A 16,719-nucleotide genomic window follows, 5' to 3' on the forward strand; every position below is an offset into this window, starting at 1 on the left:
CGCCATGGCCGAACGCTTCGAACGACACCGCCAGCCCTGGCGCCCCGACGAGCTGCAAAAGCTCCACACCCTCGCCAAGAAGGGCATGCCGCTACGGGCGATCGCCAAGGCGCTCACCCGTAGCGAGGAGTCGGTGAAGGAACGCGCCAAGCTCGACGGGCTGTCAATCGCCAAGCTGCACTGAGCCGGACGGATCGCCGCTCAGGCGTAGCGGACCGTCGTCCGCTGCCGCCGCGCACGGAGCGCCCCCCCATCAGCGCGAAGCCGCCGAGCAGCATCGCCCAGGTTGCGGGCTCCGGCACCGCGCTGGCATTCAGGCGCGCGCCGACGGTGAAGGGGCCGACGCCGGAATAGGCAGCGTTGACCGCATCGACACCGGCCTGGTTCAGGTCGATCGTATAGCCCGACGCCGCGCCGTTGACGGTGATCTTGCCGAGCACGGTGCCCGATCCGAGATCGTCGAAGATCCCCCTGGCACCGTTATATTGCTGCAGCGAGACGATCGAGCTGGTCACGTCGTACAGCGTCAGTTCGAGCGGCCGCCCCGTCGCATTGCTATAGCCGTCCGCGAGCGCGTTGCCGATGGTCAGCGATGCGCTGGTCACCGTCCCTGTCGGGAAGAAGCTGAAGAAGGAGCGATACTCCGTCGTCGAGCCCCAGCTGGTCACGCTACCGGTGAGGTAATTGGACCACCCGTTGAAGTGCGAGCCATTGCTGTCGAACCAGCCGGTCTGGAAGGCATTGATGCTGCCGGCGCCGTTCACCGTGAGCGTGACGGTACCGCTAGGCGAATTGTTGAAGAGGTAGAAATCCGCCGCCATGGCGGGCGCGCTGCCGACAACAGCAAGCAGCAATGCTGCGCTCGACAGAATCGGACTCTTCATCGCAAATCTTCCCCTGAATGCACCCCAATACATTGATAGTTAACGGTGGCGTATCCCAAATCGCCCGAGAGTCAAGATAAGCAGACGCCCGCTTGTCCCGCTATTGGCCAAGGGAATGGCGACCAGTACTGCAGATCATCCGGCAGAAGCGCGCTTGACCCGCACCAGCGCCACATCGAGCGCGGAGAGGAAGCGCGAGCGATCTTCCTTGCCGAAGGGCGGCGGGCCGCCGATGCGGTCGCCGCCCGCGCGCAGATCGGCCATGATCGCCCGCACCGCCACCGCGCTGCCGATCGAACTGGTGGTAAAGGGCTTGCCGTTGGGCGCCAGCACCGCCGCCGCGCCAGCCTTGAGACAGCGATCGGCCAGCAGGATGTCCGCGGTCACCACCACCGAACCCGCATCGCTATGGTCGGCGATCCAGTCGTCCGCGGCATCGAAGCCGTCGCTTACGACCACGCGGGTCAGCAAGGGGTGCTGGGGGATGCGCAAGTGGGCGTTGCTGACCAGGGTGACCGGCACCTCCATCCGCCAGGCAACCTTGTAGATCTCTTCCTTCACGGGACAGGCATCGGCATCGACGAGAATATGGGGCGTGATCGGCATGGGCCAGCCCCTGCCACAGGCATTGGCAAAATGCGAAATCCGGCGCGGCTCCGAAAAGAACAAACCAGAATCCAATCGCTTTCCGACAAGGGAGATCCGTGCCTATCCTCGCGCCTCTGCATCCTGAAGACGACGGTCCTTTCCGATCGCGCGATGAGGCGAGATCGTCGGGCGCCGCCGCCGCCTCGACAGCCGGCTGCTGTTCGTCGCCTGCCAGGGCGAGTCGATACAGCGCTATGAACGCGACGCGAGGGCGGCGCTGGAACCAGCACCGCCCTCGCCGCGGCCGGGACCGCGTTGATGTCGCCTTCCCGGAACTTGCGGAACCTTCGCCGTCTCAGAAGCGAAGACTGACCCAGCCGGCAAGGAAATGGGATGCCTTGGAGCCGACAGCCTTCAGCACCGCGCCGGGCTCGAAATATTCATAGCGTCCGATCACCGACACGCGCGGGGTCACCTTCCACGTCGCCTGCAAGCGCGCCGCATCGCCGACATGCGCGCCGCGCACCAGCTGGGTGCCGGCATAGGCGGTGCCCGCACCGCGATACACGGCATCGCTTTCGTCCACGCGCAGGCTGTGCTGCACCTCGGCGGTAAGATCGAGCGACTTGCTCGGCGAGATGGTGAAGTTCGGCGAGACCTGGAACAGGTTCGTCAGGTTGAGCACGAGCTGGTAGCTGTAGGCGATTGATCCCGCCGTAATGGTGCGGGTGTTGCGGATCGTGCCCGTGCCATAGGCACCTCCACCGCTGCCATAGTCGAAATGGATGCCGGGCTTCGGCTTCAGGCCCTTGCCGCTCAGCGCATAGGTCTGCGCGGCCTGCAGGAACCATGCGTCGATCGGGCGGTCCCGATATTCGCCGTCCTGATGGTTGACCAGCCAGTCGAAGGTCAAACGGCCGGTGCTGCCCCACAGCCGCGCACCATAGTAATGGCGCAGCTCCAGCCCCGACACCTTGCCCCATTTGAGCATGTCGTTCCGCTCGCGCCAGAAAAAGGGATCGAAGAAGACCTTTCGCTTGGCCGAATTGGCCAGCACCACGCCGAAGGTGACGCCGGAGAAGCGGGTGGCGTGGTCGATCCGGTCGTCACCGCTGCCGCCCATCCCGAGCATGGTCTGTTTGAAATCGAATATGTCCGCGCGAAACTGCGCGAAGGAGAGCCAGGCACGGCCGCCGTTCAACTCGGTATGGATCGAATTATCGTCCTTCACCGAAATCAGGCCCGGCGCCCCGTCGCTGAATTCCTGCCGGCCATAGCGCACGCCCCCCGCCAACCCGCGGGCGATGGAGCCGCTAAGCTCCACGAAATATTGCTGGGCGAACAGATCGTTGCGCGACTTCGCTGCGGGCGCCCCGATATTATAGCCGGCAAGCCCGCCATGCGCGAGCTCGCCAAAGGCGCGCAGCGGCCCGACATGCACGTCGGCGCCGGCGAATACCCGCAGCAGCTGTTCCCGGCGATGATCGCCGGGCAGAAGCCCGGGCTGCGAGACATATTGCTCCCGCAACCGGATCTCGCCCGAAAGCGTGACATAGGCGATGCCGTCGGCATCTATCGGCAGATATTTGAGCCGGTCGAGCGGATCGTCGCGTTTTCCGGGATTGCGCATGCCGCGCCAGTCCTCGGCCCAGCGCGAGGCGTTGTAGCCGCCGAGCTTGATCCCGAACCCGTCGGCATGGGCCGGATAGGTAAAGGTGGCGGGCGACGAAGGTGCACGCGGCGTTACCGCTTCAGCGGGCGGCGTGGACGGTTGCGGGGGGATGTTCTGCGGCGGGGCGGCGTCCTGCTGCGGGGCGGCACGCTGCTCCGGCACGACCTGTGCACTGCCGGTGACGACCAGCAGCGCCGCCGGCTCGATCTGCTCGACGGTCTGCGCGCCGGCGAGTTGGGGGGAAAGGCTCAGGCCCATGGTGGCGATCAGGGGCAGGAAAGTGCGGGTACGCGACATGCAATCAATCGTCCAAGCTGGGCAGCACGTCGCGATGCGCCGCCCCTGTCCCTGTGGGCGGAGCATCGCGATCGTCCTGCAAGGGCGCGGTGCCCTCCGGGAATCCAATGTTCGGAAAGGAGGCGGGCAGCCCTAGGAGTGCCGCCCGCAGAGCGTCAGAAGCTCGCCCATTCCTCGGAGCCGACGGCGATGGTCGGCGCCGGGCGGGCGACCGTGGCAGGGCGCGACGCCTTTGGGGTGCGGACCGAGGCAGCGCTCGCCGTGCGGCCGGGGCCGACCTTGAACCGCGCCGCCTGGCGGGTGAGCCCGCTGACTTCGCCGGCCAGGTTGCGCGCGGCGGCCGAGGTCTGCTCGACCATCGCCGCATTCTGCTGGGTGGAATGGTCCATCACCCCCACCGCGGTCGCGATCTCGCTGATCGCCGAAGACTGCGCACGATTGTCGATGGCGACCACCTCGATGAACTCGTGTACCTGGCTGACGCTGGCGGTGATGTTGGCGAGCGCCGCATCCACCTTCTTCACCGAATCCACGGCGACGACGATATCGGCCTGGGTGGTGGTGAGTTGCTCCCGCGCCCGACGCGCTTCCTCTTCGGCACGCATCGCCAGTGCGGAAACCAGATCGGCGACGACGGCGAAGCCGCGGCCCGCTTCCCCTGCCCGGCCCGCTTCGACGGCGGCGTTCATGGCGAGAACGCGGGTCTGGAAGGCGATCTTGTCCAGGCCCTCGATAACATTGTCGATGCCGCGTGCGCTTTCCGAAACCCGGTCCATCGCCGAGGTCGCTTCGGTCGCCGTAGTGCGGCCGGAGTCGACGATGCCGATCGCCTCCTGGGTGAAGCCCACCGTGCGGTCGGCGGCGTCGGCGCTCGACCTCAGGCGATCGTTCATCTGCTGTAGCGCGGCCGAGGTCTGTTCGAGGCTCGCCGCGTTCGATTCCGTTCGGCGGGCAAGGTCGTCCGAGGCGGCGGAGATTTCGGTCGAGCCGCCCTCGATGCTCTTGGTCGCTTCCGACAACACGCTGATCAGTTCGCGAAGATTCTCGAGCGCCTTGTTGAAGTTGTCGCGGAGCGATCCATATGCCGGCGGAACCGCGGTGGTGATCGAGCTGGTCAGATCGCCCTCGGACATCGCCTGGAGCTTCTCGGAGAGCAGTAGCACGATCGCCTGCTGGTCGGCATCGGCGGCAGCCTTGGCGGCTTCGGCATGGACCTTCGCTTCGGCATTCTGGCGGAACACCTCGAGCGCACCCGCCATCGCACCGATCTCGTCCTTGCGACCCGCGCCCGGGATCGCCGCGGCGGTGTCGCCGCCGGCCAGCCCGCGCATGCGGCCGGTGATGGCACCGAGCGGCAGCGTGATCGAGCGGCTCACGAAGAGGACGGCGGCGACCAGCACCAGCACGATTACCAGCGCGGCCATGCCGAGCTTGATCTCGGCGTCGTGCACCGCTGCCTGGATCTCTTCGTCGAACACGCCGGTGGCGACCACCCACCCCCAGGGCTTGAACGCACGAACATAGGAGATCTTGGACTTGACGCCCTTCCCGTCCGGCATTTCATATTCGTACGAGACAAACCCCGCGCCCTGCTCCGCAGCGACCTTGACCATTTCGCGGAAATGATAGGCGCCGACGGCATCCTTTGTATCGTAGGTCGACTTGCCGACCTTCTCCGGCTTCACCGGATGCATCACCATGATGTGATCGGTATCGAGGATGAAGAAATAGTCGCGTTCGCCGAAGCGCATCGAGCCCACCACTTTCTTCGCGGCGGCCTGCGCGTCCGCCTGGCTCATCCGGCCGGCGCGCTGCTCGGCTTCGTAATGGTCCAGCTGGCTATAGGCGATGTCCACCGCCTGCTTGGTGCGGGCCTGAAAGCTTTTCGTGAGCGAGCTGTCGAGCTGATTGATGGCAAGAAGAATGACCAACACCAGGCCAATCAGTGACCCCGCACCAATGATGAAAAGGCGTTTACCAATGCTGATATCATTCAAAATACGCACGAGACCCTCCGGAAACATCCATTCCGGATAGTTATAGAACCGAGCAATCCAGGCGCTGTGTTTTTAGGACCAATAATACCACTTTATAGCCAACGAATCGCGACTATCAAAAGATGCTAATGGTATTTGAATTGGATCTTAGGGGATTTTCCTTAAGGACAGTCCGGGTAGAGCGGGCCGCCGCTCCACCCGTCTGTGCTCAGTTCTGCGCGGCCTTGGCGGCCGGTCGTGCCGGCGGGGTGCTGGATGCCGCCGTCCGCAATGCCTCGTCGTACCAGGTGGAGAGGTCGCGGTGCATTTGCGGTAGCGTGGTCGGGTTCAGATAGACCATGTGCCCCGCGTCATAATAGGTGAAGCGGGTGTTGTTCTGCAGCTGCTGGTCGAGCAGCATGTGGCTGACGTCAAACTCCGCACCGTAAAAGGGGGTGGCGAAGTCGTAATAGCCGTTGATGAAAAGCACCTTCAGGTACGGATTGGTACGCATCGTATAGGCCAGGTCGACCGCGCTGTCGGGCATCAGGTGCGTGCCGCTGTCGTCGGGCGCGCGGTGCTTCCAGTCCCAGTCGAAGCCTGGGCCGCGGGCCGTCATGCGATAGGGCATGTCGGTCTTGTAGCCGAGCACCCTGGTCGCATAGTCCTGGAAGGTAGCGACGAAGGCGCCGGTGACCGCAGTCGACGCCGGATCGTCGGTCGGGCTGTCGGCATTGGCATCCGTCATGTTGAGCAGGTACCGGGAATCCAGCCGGCCCACCGCCAGGCGCCGATCGCGCATCAGCTCCGTCTGGAAGCGCGGTAGCGTGAGACGCAGATCGGCGCGGAGGATATAGGCTTCGCTGATGCCCGTATAGTCGGACATCTTCTTCGCCACCGCCGCTTTTTCTTCCGGCGAGATGGTCGATCCCTTGGCGAGGGCTGCGGCATAGGGGCCGCTGGTGAAGGCGCGGACCTCGGCGAGGAAGCTTGGGAGGTCGGCGGGGCGGTTCTGGAGCCGGTTATGATACCAGGCCGTCGCCGCCATGGTGGGGAACAAGGTGAGGTAGTTCTGGTCGTAGCCCGGCTGGCGGACACCATAGTTCATGATGGTCGAGAACTGGACCATGCCGTTGAGGCTGAGGCCCGCCGCCTCCAGCTTGGCCGCCACCACCGGGTTGCGCAGCGTGCCGTAGCTTTCACCGAACAGGAATTTCGGGCTCGGCCAGCGATCGAACTTGCTCGTATAGCGCAAGATGGCACGGGCAAAACCGTCGGCATCCTGGTCGACACCCCAGAAGTCCTTGCCGGTCTTCTCCCCCAGTGGGCGAGACCAGCCGGCACCCAGCGCATCGATGAACACGAGGTCGCTCTTGTCGATCAGCGAGTTTGGATTGGGACCGAAGCCATAGGGTGCCGGGCGTATATATTCGGGATTGGCGGTGGTGACGCGGACGGGCGCGAAGCTGCCCATGTGCAGCCAGATCGTAGGCGAGCCAGGCCCGCCATTATAGAAGAACGTCACCGGCCGACCGTCGCGGGCTGCACCGTCCCGGACATAGGCGGTGTAGAAGTAGGAAGCGGTCGGCTTCCCATCGTCGTCCCGGATCGTAAGGGTGCCCGCCGTGGCGGTGTAGGCGATCCGCTGACCACCGACTGTCACCGCGCCATGGCTGACGGCTGCGGTCTCGTCCACGGAAGGCTTGGCCCAGGCGGCCTCCGCCTCGGCCTTCATCTGCTCGCGGTGGTCCGGGCCCTTTGCCGCCGGCTTCTCCTGCGCCCAGACCGGGCTGGTGGTAGCGAGGAACAGACCAATCAAGGCAGCACGACGCATTAAATTCCCCCTATATTCTTGGATTAGGGAGACTTTGTTACATGGCCGCGCGGCCGAGACAAGCGCGCGAGGGTTACGTTACATTTCCCCGCGAGCGCGGCGGATGGCATACCACTTCGCCACATTTGCCTGGTGCTGCGCATAGGTCTCGGCGAAGACATGGCCGCCGGTGCCATCGGCGACGAAGTACAGGGCCTTGGATTGCGCCGGGTGCAACACGGCGTCGATCGACGCGCGCCCCGGATTGGCGATCGGGCCCTCTGGCAGCCCGCGCATCGCATAGGTGTTGTAGCCGTTCTTGGCCCGCAGCTCCGACTGGAGGATGCGGCGGCCGAGCGGCTTGCCCTTGGTTATGGGATAGATGATCGTCGGATCCGCCTGGAGCGGCATGCCTGCTTTCAGGCGGTTGGCATAGACCGCCGCGACGGTCGTACGTTCGGCTGGCTTGCCCGTCTCCTTCTCCACGATCGAAGCGAGGATGATCGCCTCGCGCGGCGTGGTCACCGCCAGCCCCTTGTCGCGCGCGCGCCAAGCCTTTGCGAGATAGGCGGTCATCGCCTTCTGCATCCGCGCCAGCACCGCCGCACGCGGCTCGTCGCGAACATAGGCATAGCTGTCGGGCAGCACCGAACCCTCTTCAGGGATCTTGGCGGTTCCGGTGAGCGCCGGCGCCTTCGCAAGCGCATCGGCGACGAGGATCGACGGCATGCCCTCGGGCACGGTCACCAGCCGCTGCAGCGTCTTGCCGTCCTGCAGCATCTCCAGGATCTGCCGCGCACTGGTCCGCGGCGCGATGCGATATTCGCCCGCACGGATCGTGCTGCCGCCGCCGAGCAGCTTGGCGAAGCTCAGGAAGATCGGGCGGGAATGGATCGCCCCCGCCTTTTCCAGCTCGCGCGCCGCGCGGGAGAGCGTCGCCCCCTCCGGGACGACGATGCTCAGCTCCTGTGTCGCCGGCCCGGGCCCCGCCCAGAGGAACCAGCCCCCGGCAAAGGCAGCGACCAGCAGCAGCGCTGCGACGAGAAGGACGCGCGGCCCCCGGCTCCTGCGTGCGGGCGCACGCTTGCCGGAACGGGGTCGCGCGTTCTTCGCCATCGGATCAGAGCGCCTTCATCACCAGGCTGGCATTGGTGCCGCCGAAGCCGAACGAGTTGTTCAGCACCGCCTTCACCCCCCGCTCCTTGGCGACGTGCGGCACGAGATCGATGCCCACGCAATTGTCGCTCGGATTGTCGAGGTTGAGCGTCGGCGGCACGATCTGGTCCCGCAGCGCCAGGATGCAGAAGATGCTCTCCACCGCGCCGGCGCCGCCCAGCAAGTGGCCGATCGCCGACTTGGTCGAGCTCATCGACGCACCGCCGATCGAATCGCCGAACAGGCGACGCACCGCGCCGAGTTCGAGCTCGTCGCCCATCGGCGTCGAGGTGCCATGCGCGTTGATATAGTCGATGTCCTCCAGCGCGATGCCCGACTTGCGCATCGCCATCTGCATCGAGCGGAACGCGCCCGAGCCTTCGGGATGCGGCGCGGTCACGTGATAGGCGTCGCCCGACAGGCCATAACCGACGACTTCGGCGTAGATCTTGGCGCCGCGGCGCTTGGCATGCTCATATTCCTCGAGCACGACCACGCCCGCGCCTTCGCCCATGACGAAGCCGTCGCGGTCCTTGTCCCAGGGGCGGCTGGCCTTGGTGGGATCGTCGCGGAAGCCGGTGGACAGCGCACGTGCCTGGCCGAAACCGGCGATGCCGATCGGGCAAACGGTGCTTTCCGCGCCGCCGGCGAGCATGATGTCCGCGTCGTCCATCGCGATCATCCGCGCGGCGTCACCGATCGAGTGGGCACCGGTCGAGCAGGCGGTGACCACCGCATGGTTCGGACCCATCAGGCCGTATTTGATCGAGACCTGGCCCGAGATCAGGTTGATCAGGCGACCATGGACGAAGTGCGGCGATACGCGCTTCGGCCCCTTTTCGGCGAGCACGAGCGATTCGCTCTCGATACCCGGCAGGCCGCCGATGCCGGAACCGATCGAGCAGCCGGCGCGAAAGCGCATCTCTTCGGGCATGTCGAGCAGGCCGGCGTCCTCGATCGCCTGGCCCGCGGCGTCGATGCCGAAGACGATGAACGGATCGACCTGGCGCTGGATCTTGTGGTCGACACGCTTGCCGGCGTCGAAGCCATATTCATGATCGGCCGGCTTCACTTCGCAGGCATAGTTGCTCTGGAAATCCGTCGCGTCGAACTTGGTGATCGTGCCCGCGCCGGACTTGCTGGCGAGGATGTTCTTCCAGGCGGTTTCGACATCGGCCCCCAACGGGGTGACGAGTCCCAGGCCGGTCACGACTACGCGGCGCATGGCAGTTCTCCAGTCAATTTCTGTTCGGTTCGTTCGTAATACAAAACGGCTCCCCGTCCGCATCGCCAAAGGCACGGGACGGGAAGCCGCCTAGTCGCAATTCCTGCCCATCGGGCCGGGAGCGCGGTTCGAGCGTCAGCCCTGCTGATGCTCGGAGATGTAGGCAACGGCGTCGCCGACGGTGCTGATCTTCTCCGCGGCGTCGTCCGGGATCTCGACCCCGAACTCTTCCTCGAAGGCCATCACCAGCTCGACGATGTCGAGGCTGTCCGCGCCGAGGTCATCGGTGAAGCTCGCGGTAGGCACCACGTCCTTGGCGTCGACGCCGAGATGGTCGACAACGAGCGCCTGCACGCGGGTGGTGATCTCTTCCTGGTTGGCCATGGTCCCTGTTTTCCTTTGTGATGGGGCTCTGAATCCGTTTTCCCGCACCTAGAATGCCGCCGGGGCGGTTGCAAGAGGGTGCCGCGCGGCACCCAACCCGCTATCGGGAAAAGTCGGCTGAAGCATATTCCAGCGTGTTGAGAAACGCAAAATATTGCGCGAGCAGTTCCGCATTGGCGCGAGTCTGCTGTGCTTCGTCGGTAACGGCGGCGCGGATCAGATCCTGCGTCGCCTTGGGGCTCAGGGGCTTGCGGCGGACCTCGTCGGGCAGCGCCGCAAACTGCTGGTCGAGCGCAGCCGGGTCGAAACCACGATCCCGCACCACCCGCTTGGCGATCGGCATGCCGACTTCGGCAAGCGCATAGACCCCCGACGCCGTCGCGGACGCCCCGCTCCAGCCGCGCTCGTTCGCGCACGCCGTGGTGGCGTCGTTCAATCCGCGCGTGACCGCCGGGTCGTAATGCGGACGCTGGCCGGGCGTGCCGAGGTTACGCTCGACATCGGCGGCAAGCTGCGCCTTCACGGCAGCGTCAAGCTTCTGCGCGACGCAGCCGATCGAGGCAGGATCCGCCGGCGCCGCCAAGGCCGGGGTTGCGGTGGCAAGTGCAAATGCTGCGGCAAGAACCAAACGCATGATATTCCTTACTCCACGCCCCCGGAGCTCCTCGGCTCAGAGCATCGCCATCCCGCCGTTCACATGCAAGGTCTGGCCCGTGACATAGGCCGCTTCCTTGCTGGCGAGATAGACGACCGCCGCGCCGATATCCTCGCCCTCGCCCAGCTTTCCGGCAGGAATACGGCCGAGCAGCGCCTCTTTTTGCGCATCGGGCAGAACGTCCGTCATCGCCGACCGGATGAAGCCGGGGGCAACGCAGTTGACGGTAATGTTGCGGCTGGCGAGCTCCTGCGCCAGCGCCTTGGACATGCCAACCAGGCCCGCCTTCGAAGCGGCATAGTTTGCCTGACCCGGATTGCCGGTCGCGCCGACGACCGAAGTGATGGAGATCATGCGGCCGAAGCGCGCCTTCATCATCGGCTTGGCAGCGGCGCGCATCAGGCGGAACGCGGCTTCCAGGTTGACCTGGATCACCTGCTCCCACTCCTCGTCCTTCATCCGCATCGCGAGATTGTCGCGCGTGACGCCGGCATTGTTGACGAGGATATCAAGCTTGCCGCCCAGCGCTTCGACCGCCTGCGGCACGAGGGCGTCGACGGCGGCGCGGTCCGACAGGTTGCAAGTGAGTGCAACATGCTCGCCGCCCAGGCCGGCGCGGAAGGCTTCCAGCTTTTCGGCATTGGATCCGGACACCGCGAGCTTCGCGCCCTGCGCCGCCAGCGCCTTGGCGATCGCCGAACCGATGCCCCCCGAAGCGCCCGTGACGAGCGCGGTCATTCCCGTAAGATCAAACATGTCCGTATCTCCTCAGAGCGCTTTCACAAGCGCTTCGATGTCATCCATGGTCACGACGCTGGTCACGCTCGCATCCGGGCTGATCCGCTTGACCATGCCGCCGAGCACCTTGCCGCCCAGCTCGACGAAATCGTGCACGCCTGCATCGAACATCGCCGACACCGATTCGCGCCAGCGGACCATGCCGGTCACCTGCTCCACGAGCAGCGTACGAATGGTCGCGGGATCGACGACGGGTGCCGCCGTCACATTGGCATAGACCGGCACCAGCGGCGCCTGGATCGCCACTTCGGCCAGCGCCTTCTCCATGGCGTCGGCAGCCGGCTGCATCAGCGGGCAATGGAAGGGGGCCGAAACGGGCAGCAGCAGCGCGCGCTTCGCGCCATGGTCCTTGGCAAGGGCGACCGCGCGCTCGATCGCGCCGCGAGCACCGGAAATCACCACCTGGGTCGGATCATTGTCGTTAGCGACCGCGCAGACCTCGCCCTCGGCCGCAGCGTCGGCAATTGCCTGCGCCTTGACAAGGTCCGCGCCCAGAAGCGCCGCCATCGCGCCCTCGCCCACCGGCACCGCCGATTGCATCGCATCCCCTCGCTTGCGTAGCAGCGTTGCGGTCGTGGCAAGGTCGAGCGCACCGGCAGCGCACAGCGCCGTATATTCGCCAAGCGAATGGCCTGCGACGAAATCGGCCTTGTCGGAAAGGCGGATGCCACCTTCCTTTTCGAGAACGCGGAGAACCGCGATCGCGTTCGCCATGATGGCGGGCTGGGCATTGGCGGTAAGCGTCAGGTCGCTCTCCGGGCCTTCGCTCATCAGCTTAAACAGATGCTGGCCCAGCGCCTCATCGACTTCCTGGAACACCTCGCGTGCAGCGGGGCTCGCCTCCGCCAGCGCCTTGCCCATGCCGACGGCCTGGCTGCCCTGTCCGGGAAATAGGAACGCGCGCATACATGTGTCTCCTGCGGAAGCGCTGTGAATGGCCGTGCGCGTTAGGGCCAGACACGGGCCGAACGCAAGCCTGCCGCTCGAGTCGAGCCGCGGCCAAGCGCAACACCGAATTTCGGGAGCAAGACAATTCTGCTGCGGTAATGCCAGCGCGCTCCGTGTCAATCTGAACCACGTGACCGCTTTTGGCACCGTTAACCTAAACTACTGTCATTGCTGACATTCTGACCTACCCGTACTTTCGTCACAGCTTTATTGAGACGAGAGCGGGAGGATTTGTGATGAAATTGAAGGCTATTCTTGCAGGCGCGGCAATCATGGCAGCAGCCGCACCGTCGCTGGCAAACGCCTCCGTCGTCGTCGTGGGCAAGTGCAGTTCGGTGAGCTCTTCCAGCGGCTGCCTGTTCCTCGGCAACATCAATGGCAGCCAGAACGGGCTGAACCCGAACAGCTACAAGTTCGCGCAGGGCGTCTACAACCTCTACAATAACTTCGTTCCGAGCGCGCAGCCCAACATCAAGCTGAACTACCTGTTCGACACGGACACCACGTCCGGCCTGATCACCGGCGCCGGAAAAACGTCGGGCACCTGGTCGACGCCGGGTTATGTGATCGACTATATGGCGGTGAAGGCCGGCAGCTATTTCTCGCTCTACAAGGTGGCCGATCTGAGCAGCGGCAGCTGGAGCACGATGGACATTCCGCACGGCAAGAACCTCAAGGATCTGTCGCATATCGTGTTCTTCGGATCGCAAGCAGTCGCCGGCGTACCCGAGCCGGCAACCTGGGGCATGATGATCGCCGGCGTCGGCATGGCTGGCGGCGCTCTTCGCCGCCGGCGCGCCCGCCAGCAGGTGCGCTTCGCCGCCGCCTGATTGCACTTGCATTCTGCCCCTGCTTTCGGGTAGGGGCACCAGATCGGAGCGGAGCAGCAATGCGTCCGCTCCGTTTGCTTTATCGAGACGACAGCCGGAGGGGCGACCGCATGGGGCGGCGTCAGCGATCGGCCAACATGGAAGAGAACGAATGGCTCTGTACGAGCATGTGTTCCTTGCGCGCCAGGATCTGGCACAGGCGCAAGTGGACGCGCTGGCGGAAACCGCCACCAAGATCGTCGAAGACAACAACGGCAAGGTCGTGAAGACCGAGACCTGGGGTCTTCGCAGCCTGGCCTATCGCATCGCGAAGAACCGCAAGGCGCACTATGTCATGCTCGAGATCGACGCGCCGGCAGGCGTGGTCGCTGAGCTGGAGCGCCAGACGCAGATCAACGAAGACGTGATCCGCTACATGACCGTCAAGGTTGACGGCCACGAGCAGGGCCCGTCGGTGATGATGCGCAAGGGTGACCGCGAGCGTCGTGGTCGTCGCGAGCGCGACGGCGGTTTCGACGGCGAATAAGGAGCGATAGACCATGGCACGACCGTTTTTCCGCCGCCGCAAGAGCTGCCCCTTCTCCGCGAAGGATGCGCCCCGGATCGACTATAAGGACGTCCGCCTGCTGCAGGGCTTCGTCTCCGAGCGCGGCAAGATCGTCCCCTCGCGCATCACCTCGGTGAGCGCGAAGAAGCAGCGCGAACTGGCCCAGGCCATCAAGCGCGCCCGTCACCTGGGCCTGCTGCCCTACATCGTTAAGTAAGGAGCGGATCCATGGAAGTCATTCTGCTGGAGCGCGTTGAGAAGCTCGGCCACATCGGCGACGTGGTGAAGGTGAAGGACGGCTTTGCCCGTAACTTCCTCCTGCCGCGCAAGAAGGCACTTCGCGCCAACGAAGCCAACCGCAAGGTCTTCGAAGCCAATCGCGAGCGCATCGAAGCCGAGAACGCGACCCGTCGCGTCGAGGCCGAGAAGGAATCGAAGACGCTCGAGGGCGTTTCGGTCACCCTGATCCGCCAGGCATCGAACACCGGCCAGCTGTACGGCTCGGTCGCGGTGCGCGACCTGGTCGACGTGCTGACCGCCGACGGCCACAAGGTCAACAAGGCGCAGATCGTGCTCGACCGTCCGATCAAGGCGATCGGCCTGTACGAAGTCCGTGTCGCACTGCACCCGGAAGTCGCGGTGACCGTCAAGGTCAACGTCGCGCGTTCGCCGGAAGAGGCAGAGATGCAGGCACAGGGCGTCGACGTCATGTCGGCCATGTTCGAGCGTGAAGAGACCGGCTTCACCGAAGAATATGATCCCAACGCCGAGCCGGGCGAGATCGCGACCGAAGCCCCCGCCGCGGAAGACGCGCAGGGCTGAGTCGAACGACTCTACCAACAAGGCAAGGGCCGTACCGAGCGATCGGTGCGGCCCTTTCCTTTTTTTCGGATGTGGAAACGCGCCACACCTGTCCTGAAATCCTCCCGAAAGAGAGGCGCCCGCCCCCCGAAGCCACTGGTGCGCGAAATCGCGCAGGCGTACCGCGTGACACCCCGAATCAGTCGGGGAACGGAGGCCCGCAGTGGAGCAGCAAGCGAGCGACGGAACACTCTCCGCGCATGCGCATCAAGAACGGTTCTCGGCGCTGGCGATCGGTGCGATCGGCGTCGTGTTCGGTGATATCGGAACGTCGCCGCTCTATTCCCTCAAGGAAAGCCTCATCGGCCATCACCGACTGGCCCTGGATCCCGCGCACATCTACGGCGTGCTGTCGCTGATCTTCTGGACGATGACGTCCATCGTCACCGTCAAATATGTCGCGCTGATCCTGCGCGCGGATAACAAGGGCGAAGGCGGAAGCCTGGCCCTGCTCGCGCTGATCACCCGGATGATGGGCGACACGCGCTGGCGCGTCGCCATCACGATGACCGGCGTGATCGCCACCGCGCTCTTCTATGGCGATGCGATCATTACGCCCGCGGTGTCGGTCCTGTCGGCTGTCGAAGGACTCACCACCGTAGAACAGGGATTCGCACCCTTGGTGCTGCCGGTGACGATCGCCATCCTCGTCGCGCTATTCGCCATCCAGGCACGCGGCACGGCTGCGGTGGGCAAGCTGTTCGGGCCGGTGATGCTGGTCTACTTCGCGGTCATCGCAGTTTTGGGCATCAGCGGTATCGCTGCCGCGCCTGAAATCCTATGGGCGCTCAACCCCTGGTACGCGCTGAAATTCTTCCTGCTTGATCCAACGCTCGCCTTCCTCGCGCTCGGCTCGGTAGTGCTGGCGGTCACCGGTGCCGAGGCGCTCTATGCCGACATGGGCCATTTCGGCCGCCGCGCAATCATGGTGTCGTGGCTTTACATCGCCTTCCCCTGCCTGATGCTCAACTATCTGGGCCAGTCGGCAGCGATCCTGCGCAATCCCGCGATGATCGAGAACCCCTTCTTCCTGATGGCGCCGGACTGGGGGCGCCTGCCGCTCGTCATCCTCGCCACCATGGCGACGGTGATCGCAAGCCAGGCGGTGATCTCGGGTGCGTTCTCGGTGTCGCAGCAGGCGGTGCAGCTCGGCTTCCTGCCGCGGCTGCGCATCCTCCACACCAGCGCCAAGGCCGCCGGACAGATCTATGTGCCGTTGGTCAATTGGGGCCTGTTGGTGATGGTGGTGCTGCTGGCGCTGGGCTTCCGCAGCTCGAGCAACCTCGCCTCGGCGTACGGCATTGCGGTGACCGGCACGATGTTCATCACCGCCTGCATGCTGGGGGTGCTGACCTTCGCCGTCTGGAAGTGGCACCCGCTGCTCGCCGGTTTCGTCACCGGCCTGTTCCTGCTGATCGATGGCGCCTATTTTGCGTCGAACCTCACCAAGATCCCCGACGGGGGTTGGTTCCCGCTGCTGGTCGCCGCGGTGGCGTTCGTGTTGCTGACCACGTGGTCGCGTGGCCGCCGACTGGTGCTGGACCGGCTGCAGGAAGGCGCGATGCCGATCGCATTGTTCATCCGCTCCGCCGCCCAGACAGCGACGCGCGTGAAGGGCACAGCGGTGTTCCTCACCTCCACGCCGGACAGCATCCCCCCGGCCCTGCTCCACAACCTCAAGCACAACAAGGTGCTGCACGAGCGCATCGTGCTGCTCACAGTGGCAATCGAGCAGGTGCCCCATGTCCGTGGCGCCGAGTGCACGACCATGGAGCCACTGGGCGACGGTTTCTTCCGCGTCGTGCTCCACTATGGTTTCATGGATGAGGTAGACGTGCCGATGGCACTTGCCGCGATCCAGGACTGCGGTGCGCCTTTCCGGCCGATGGAGACCAGCTACTTCCTTGCACGCCAGACCCTGCTGCCCTCGTCGCGGCCGGGCATGGCGATCTGGCGCGAGAAGCTGTTCGCCTGGATGGTACGAAACGCCGAAAGCGCGATGGAGTTCTTCAAACTCCCGACCAACCGCGTCGTCGAGCTGGGAAGCCAGCTGGAAATCTAAAAAAAATGGGGCGGCTTCCACCTT

General features: G+C 64.8%; 17 protein-coding genes. 6 read left to right on the plus strand and 11 right to left on the minus strand.

Going from position 1 to position 16,719, the window contains the following annotated elements:
- Positions 1 to 4: 4 nt before the first annotated feature.
- Positions 5 to 184 carry a hypothetical protein gene (locus tag A7X12_RS25225; protein WP_010543827.1) on the plus strand — a complete coding sequence of 60 codons (180 nt, stop codon included), beginning with the start codon at positions 5 to 7 and terminating at the stop codon, positions 182 to 184.
- Here the strand turns inward: A7X12_RS25225 and A7X12_RS18650 are convergent.
- From A7X12_RS18650 to fabD, 11 genes are all read right to left on the minus strand, one after another.
- Positions 114 to 884, minus strand: a complete 771-nt coding sequence (locus A7X12_RS18650; protein WP_064312936.1) for a PEPxxWA-CTERM sorting domain-containing protein — start codon at positions 882 to 884, stop codon at positions 114 to 116. The genes A7X12_RS25225 and A7X12_RS18650 overlap by 71 nt on opposite strands.
- 135 nt (positions 885 to 1,019) lie before the next feature.
- Complete coding sequence (locus tag A7X12_RS18655; RefSeq protein ID WP_064312937.1) at positions 1,020 to 1,490, minus strand: YaiI/YqxD family protein; 471 nt, start codon at positions 1,488 to 1,490, stop codon at positions 1,020 to 1,022.
- 337 nt (positions 1,491 to 1,827) lie between these two features.
- The gene (locus A7X12_RS18660; RefSeq protein ID WP_232318573.1) at positions 1,828 to 3,441 is read right to left on the minus strand and encodes an alginate export family protein; all 1,614 of its coding nucleotides are present in this window, start codon (positions 3,439 to 3,441) and stop codon (positions 1,828 to 1,830) included.
- Positions 3,442 to 3,596: 155 nt separating this feature from the next.
- Positions 3,597 to 5,375: a methyl-accepting chemotaxis protein gene (locus A7X12_RS18665; protein WP_232318574.1), complete on the minus strand. Its 1,779-nt coding sequence runs from the start codon at positions 5,373 to 5,375 to the stop codon at positions 3,597 to 3,599.
- Positions 5,376 to 5,646: 271 nt separating this feature from the next.
- Positions 5,647 to 7,251, minus strand: coding sequence for a S10 family peptidase (locus A7X12_RS18670; RefSeq protein ID WP_064312939.1), 1,605 nt, complete (start codon positions 7,249 to 7,251; stop codon positions 5,647 to 5,649).
- 78 nt (positions 7,252 to 7,329) lie between these two features.
- A complete protein-coding gene (gene mltG / locus A7X12_RS18675; protein WP_064312940.1) occupies positions 7,330 to 8,346 on the minus strand; it encodes an endolytic transglycosylase MltG in 1,017 nt (338 codons plus the stop codon).
- Between the two features lie 4 nt (positions 8,347 to 8,350).
- Positions 8,351 to 9,610, minus strand: coding sequence for a beta-ketoacyl-ACP synthase II (fabF, locus tag A7X12_RS18680; RefSeq protein WP_064312941.1), 1,260 nt, complete (start codon positions 9,608 to 9,610; stop codon positions 8,351 to 8,353).
- 135 nt (positions 9,611 to 9,745) lie between these two features.
- Positions 9,746 to 9,994, minus strand: coding sequence for an acyl carrier protein (locus A7X12_RS18685; RefSeq protein ID WP_010543822.1), 249 nt, complete (start codon positions 9,992 to 9,994; stop codon positions 9,746 to 9,748).
- A 100-nt stretch (positions 9,995 to 10,094) separates the two neighbouring features.
- Complete coding sequence (locus A7X12_RS18690; RefSeq protein ID WP_064312942.1) at positions 10,095 to 10,628, minus strand: hypothetical protein; 534 nt, start codon at positions 10,626 to 10,628, stop codon at positions 10,095 to 10,097.
- A 36-nt stretch (positions 10,629 to 10,664) separates the two neighbouring features.
- Positions 10,665 to 11,405, minus strand: coding sequence for a 3-oxoacyl-[acyl-carrier-protein] reductase (fabG, locus tag A7X12_RS18695; protein WP_064312943.1), 741 nt, complete (start codon positions 11,403 to 11,405; stop codon positions 10,665 to 10,667).
- A gap of 12 nt (positions 11,406 to 11,417) precedes the next feature.
- On the minus strand, positions 11,418 to 12,353 hold the full coding sequence (fabD, locus tag A7X12_RS18700; protein ID WP_064312944.1) for an ACP S-malonyltransferase: 936 nt from the start codon (positions 12,351 to 12,353) through the stop codon (positions 11,418 to 11,420).
- Between the two features lie 278 nt (positions 12,354 to 12,631).
- Here fabD and A7X12_RS26395 point away from each other — a divergent pair, with 278 nt between their 5' ends.
- From A7X12_RS26395 to A7X12_RS18725, 5 genes are all read left to right on the plus strand, one after another.
- Positions 12,632 to 13,225, plus strand: coding sequence for a PEPxxWA-CTERM sorting domain-containing protein (locus A7X12_RS26395; protein WP_064312945.1), 594 nt, complete (start codon positions 12,632 to 12,634; stop codon positions 13,223 to 13,225).
- 151 nt (positions 13,226 to 13,376) lie between these two features.
- Complete coding sequence (gene rpsF / locus A7X12_RS18710; protein ID WP_010543817.1) at positions 13,377 to 13,751, plus strand: 30S ribosomal protein S6; 375 nt, start codon at positions 13,377 to 13,379, stop codon at positions 13,749 to 13,751.
- A gap of 13 nt (positions 13,752 to 13,764) precedes the next feature.
- Positions 13,765 to 13,989, plus strand: a complete 225-nt coding sequence (gene rpsR, locus A7X12_RS18715; RefSeq protein ID WP_010543816.1) for a 30S ribosomal protein S18 — start codon at positions 13,765 to 13,767, stop codon at positions 13,987 to 13,989.
- Between the two features lie 11 nt (positions 13,990 to 14,000).
- Entirely contained in the window at positions 14,001 to 14,594 is a 594-nt protein-coding gene (rplI, locus tag A7X12_RS18720; protein ID WP_064312946.1) for a 50S ribosomal protein L9, read from the plus strand.
- Positions 14,595 to 14,796: 202 nt separating this feature from the next.
- Complete coding sequence (locus A7X12_RS18725; RefSeq protein WP_064312947.1) at positions 14,797 to 16,695, plus strand: potassium transporter Kup; 1,899 nt, start codon at positions 14,797 to 14,799, stop codon at positions 16,693 to 16,695.
- The last annotated feature ends 24 nt before the right edge of the window (positions 16,696 to 16,719 follow it).

The organism is Sphingomonas sp. TDK1 (assembly GCF_001650735.1).
Lineage (GTDB): Bacteria > Pseudomonadota > Alphaproteobacteria > Sphingomonadales > Sphingomonadaceae > Sphingomonas.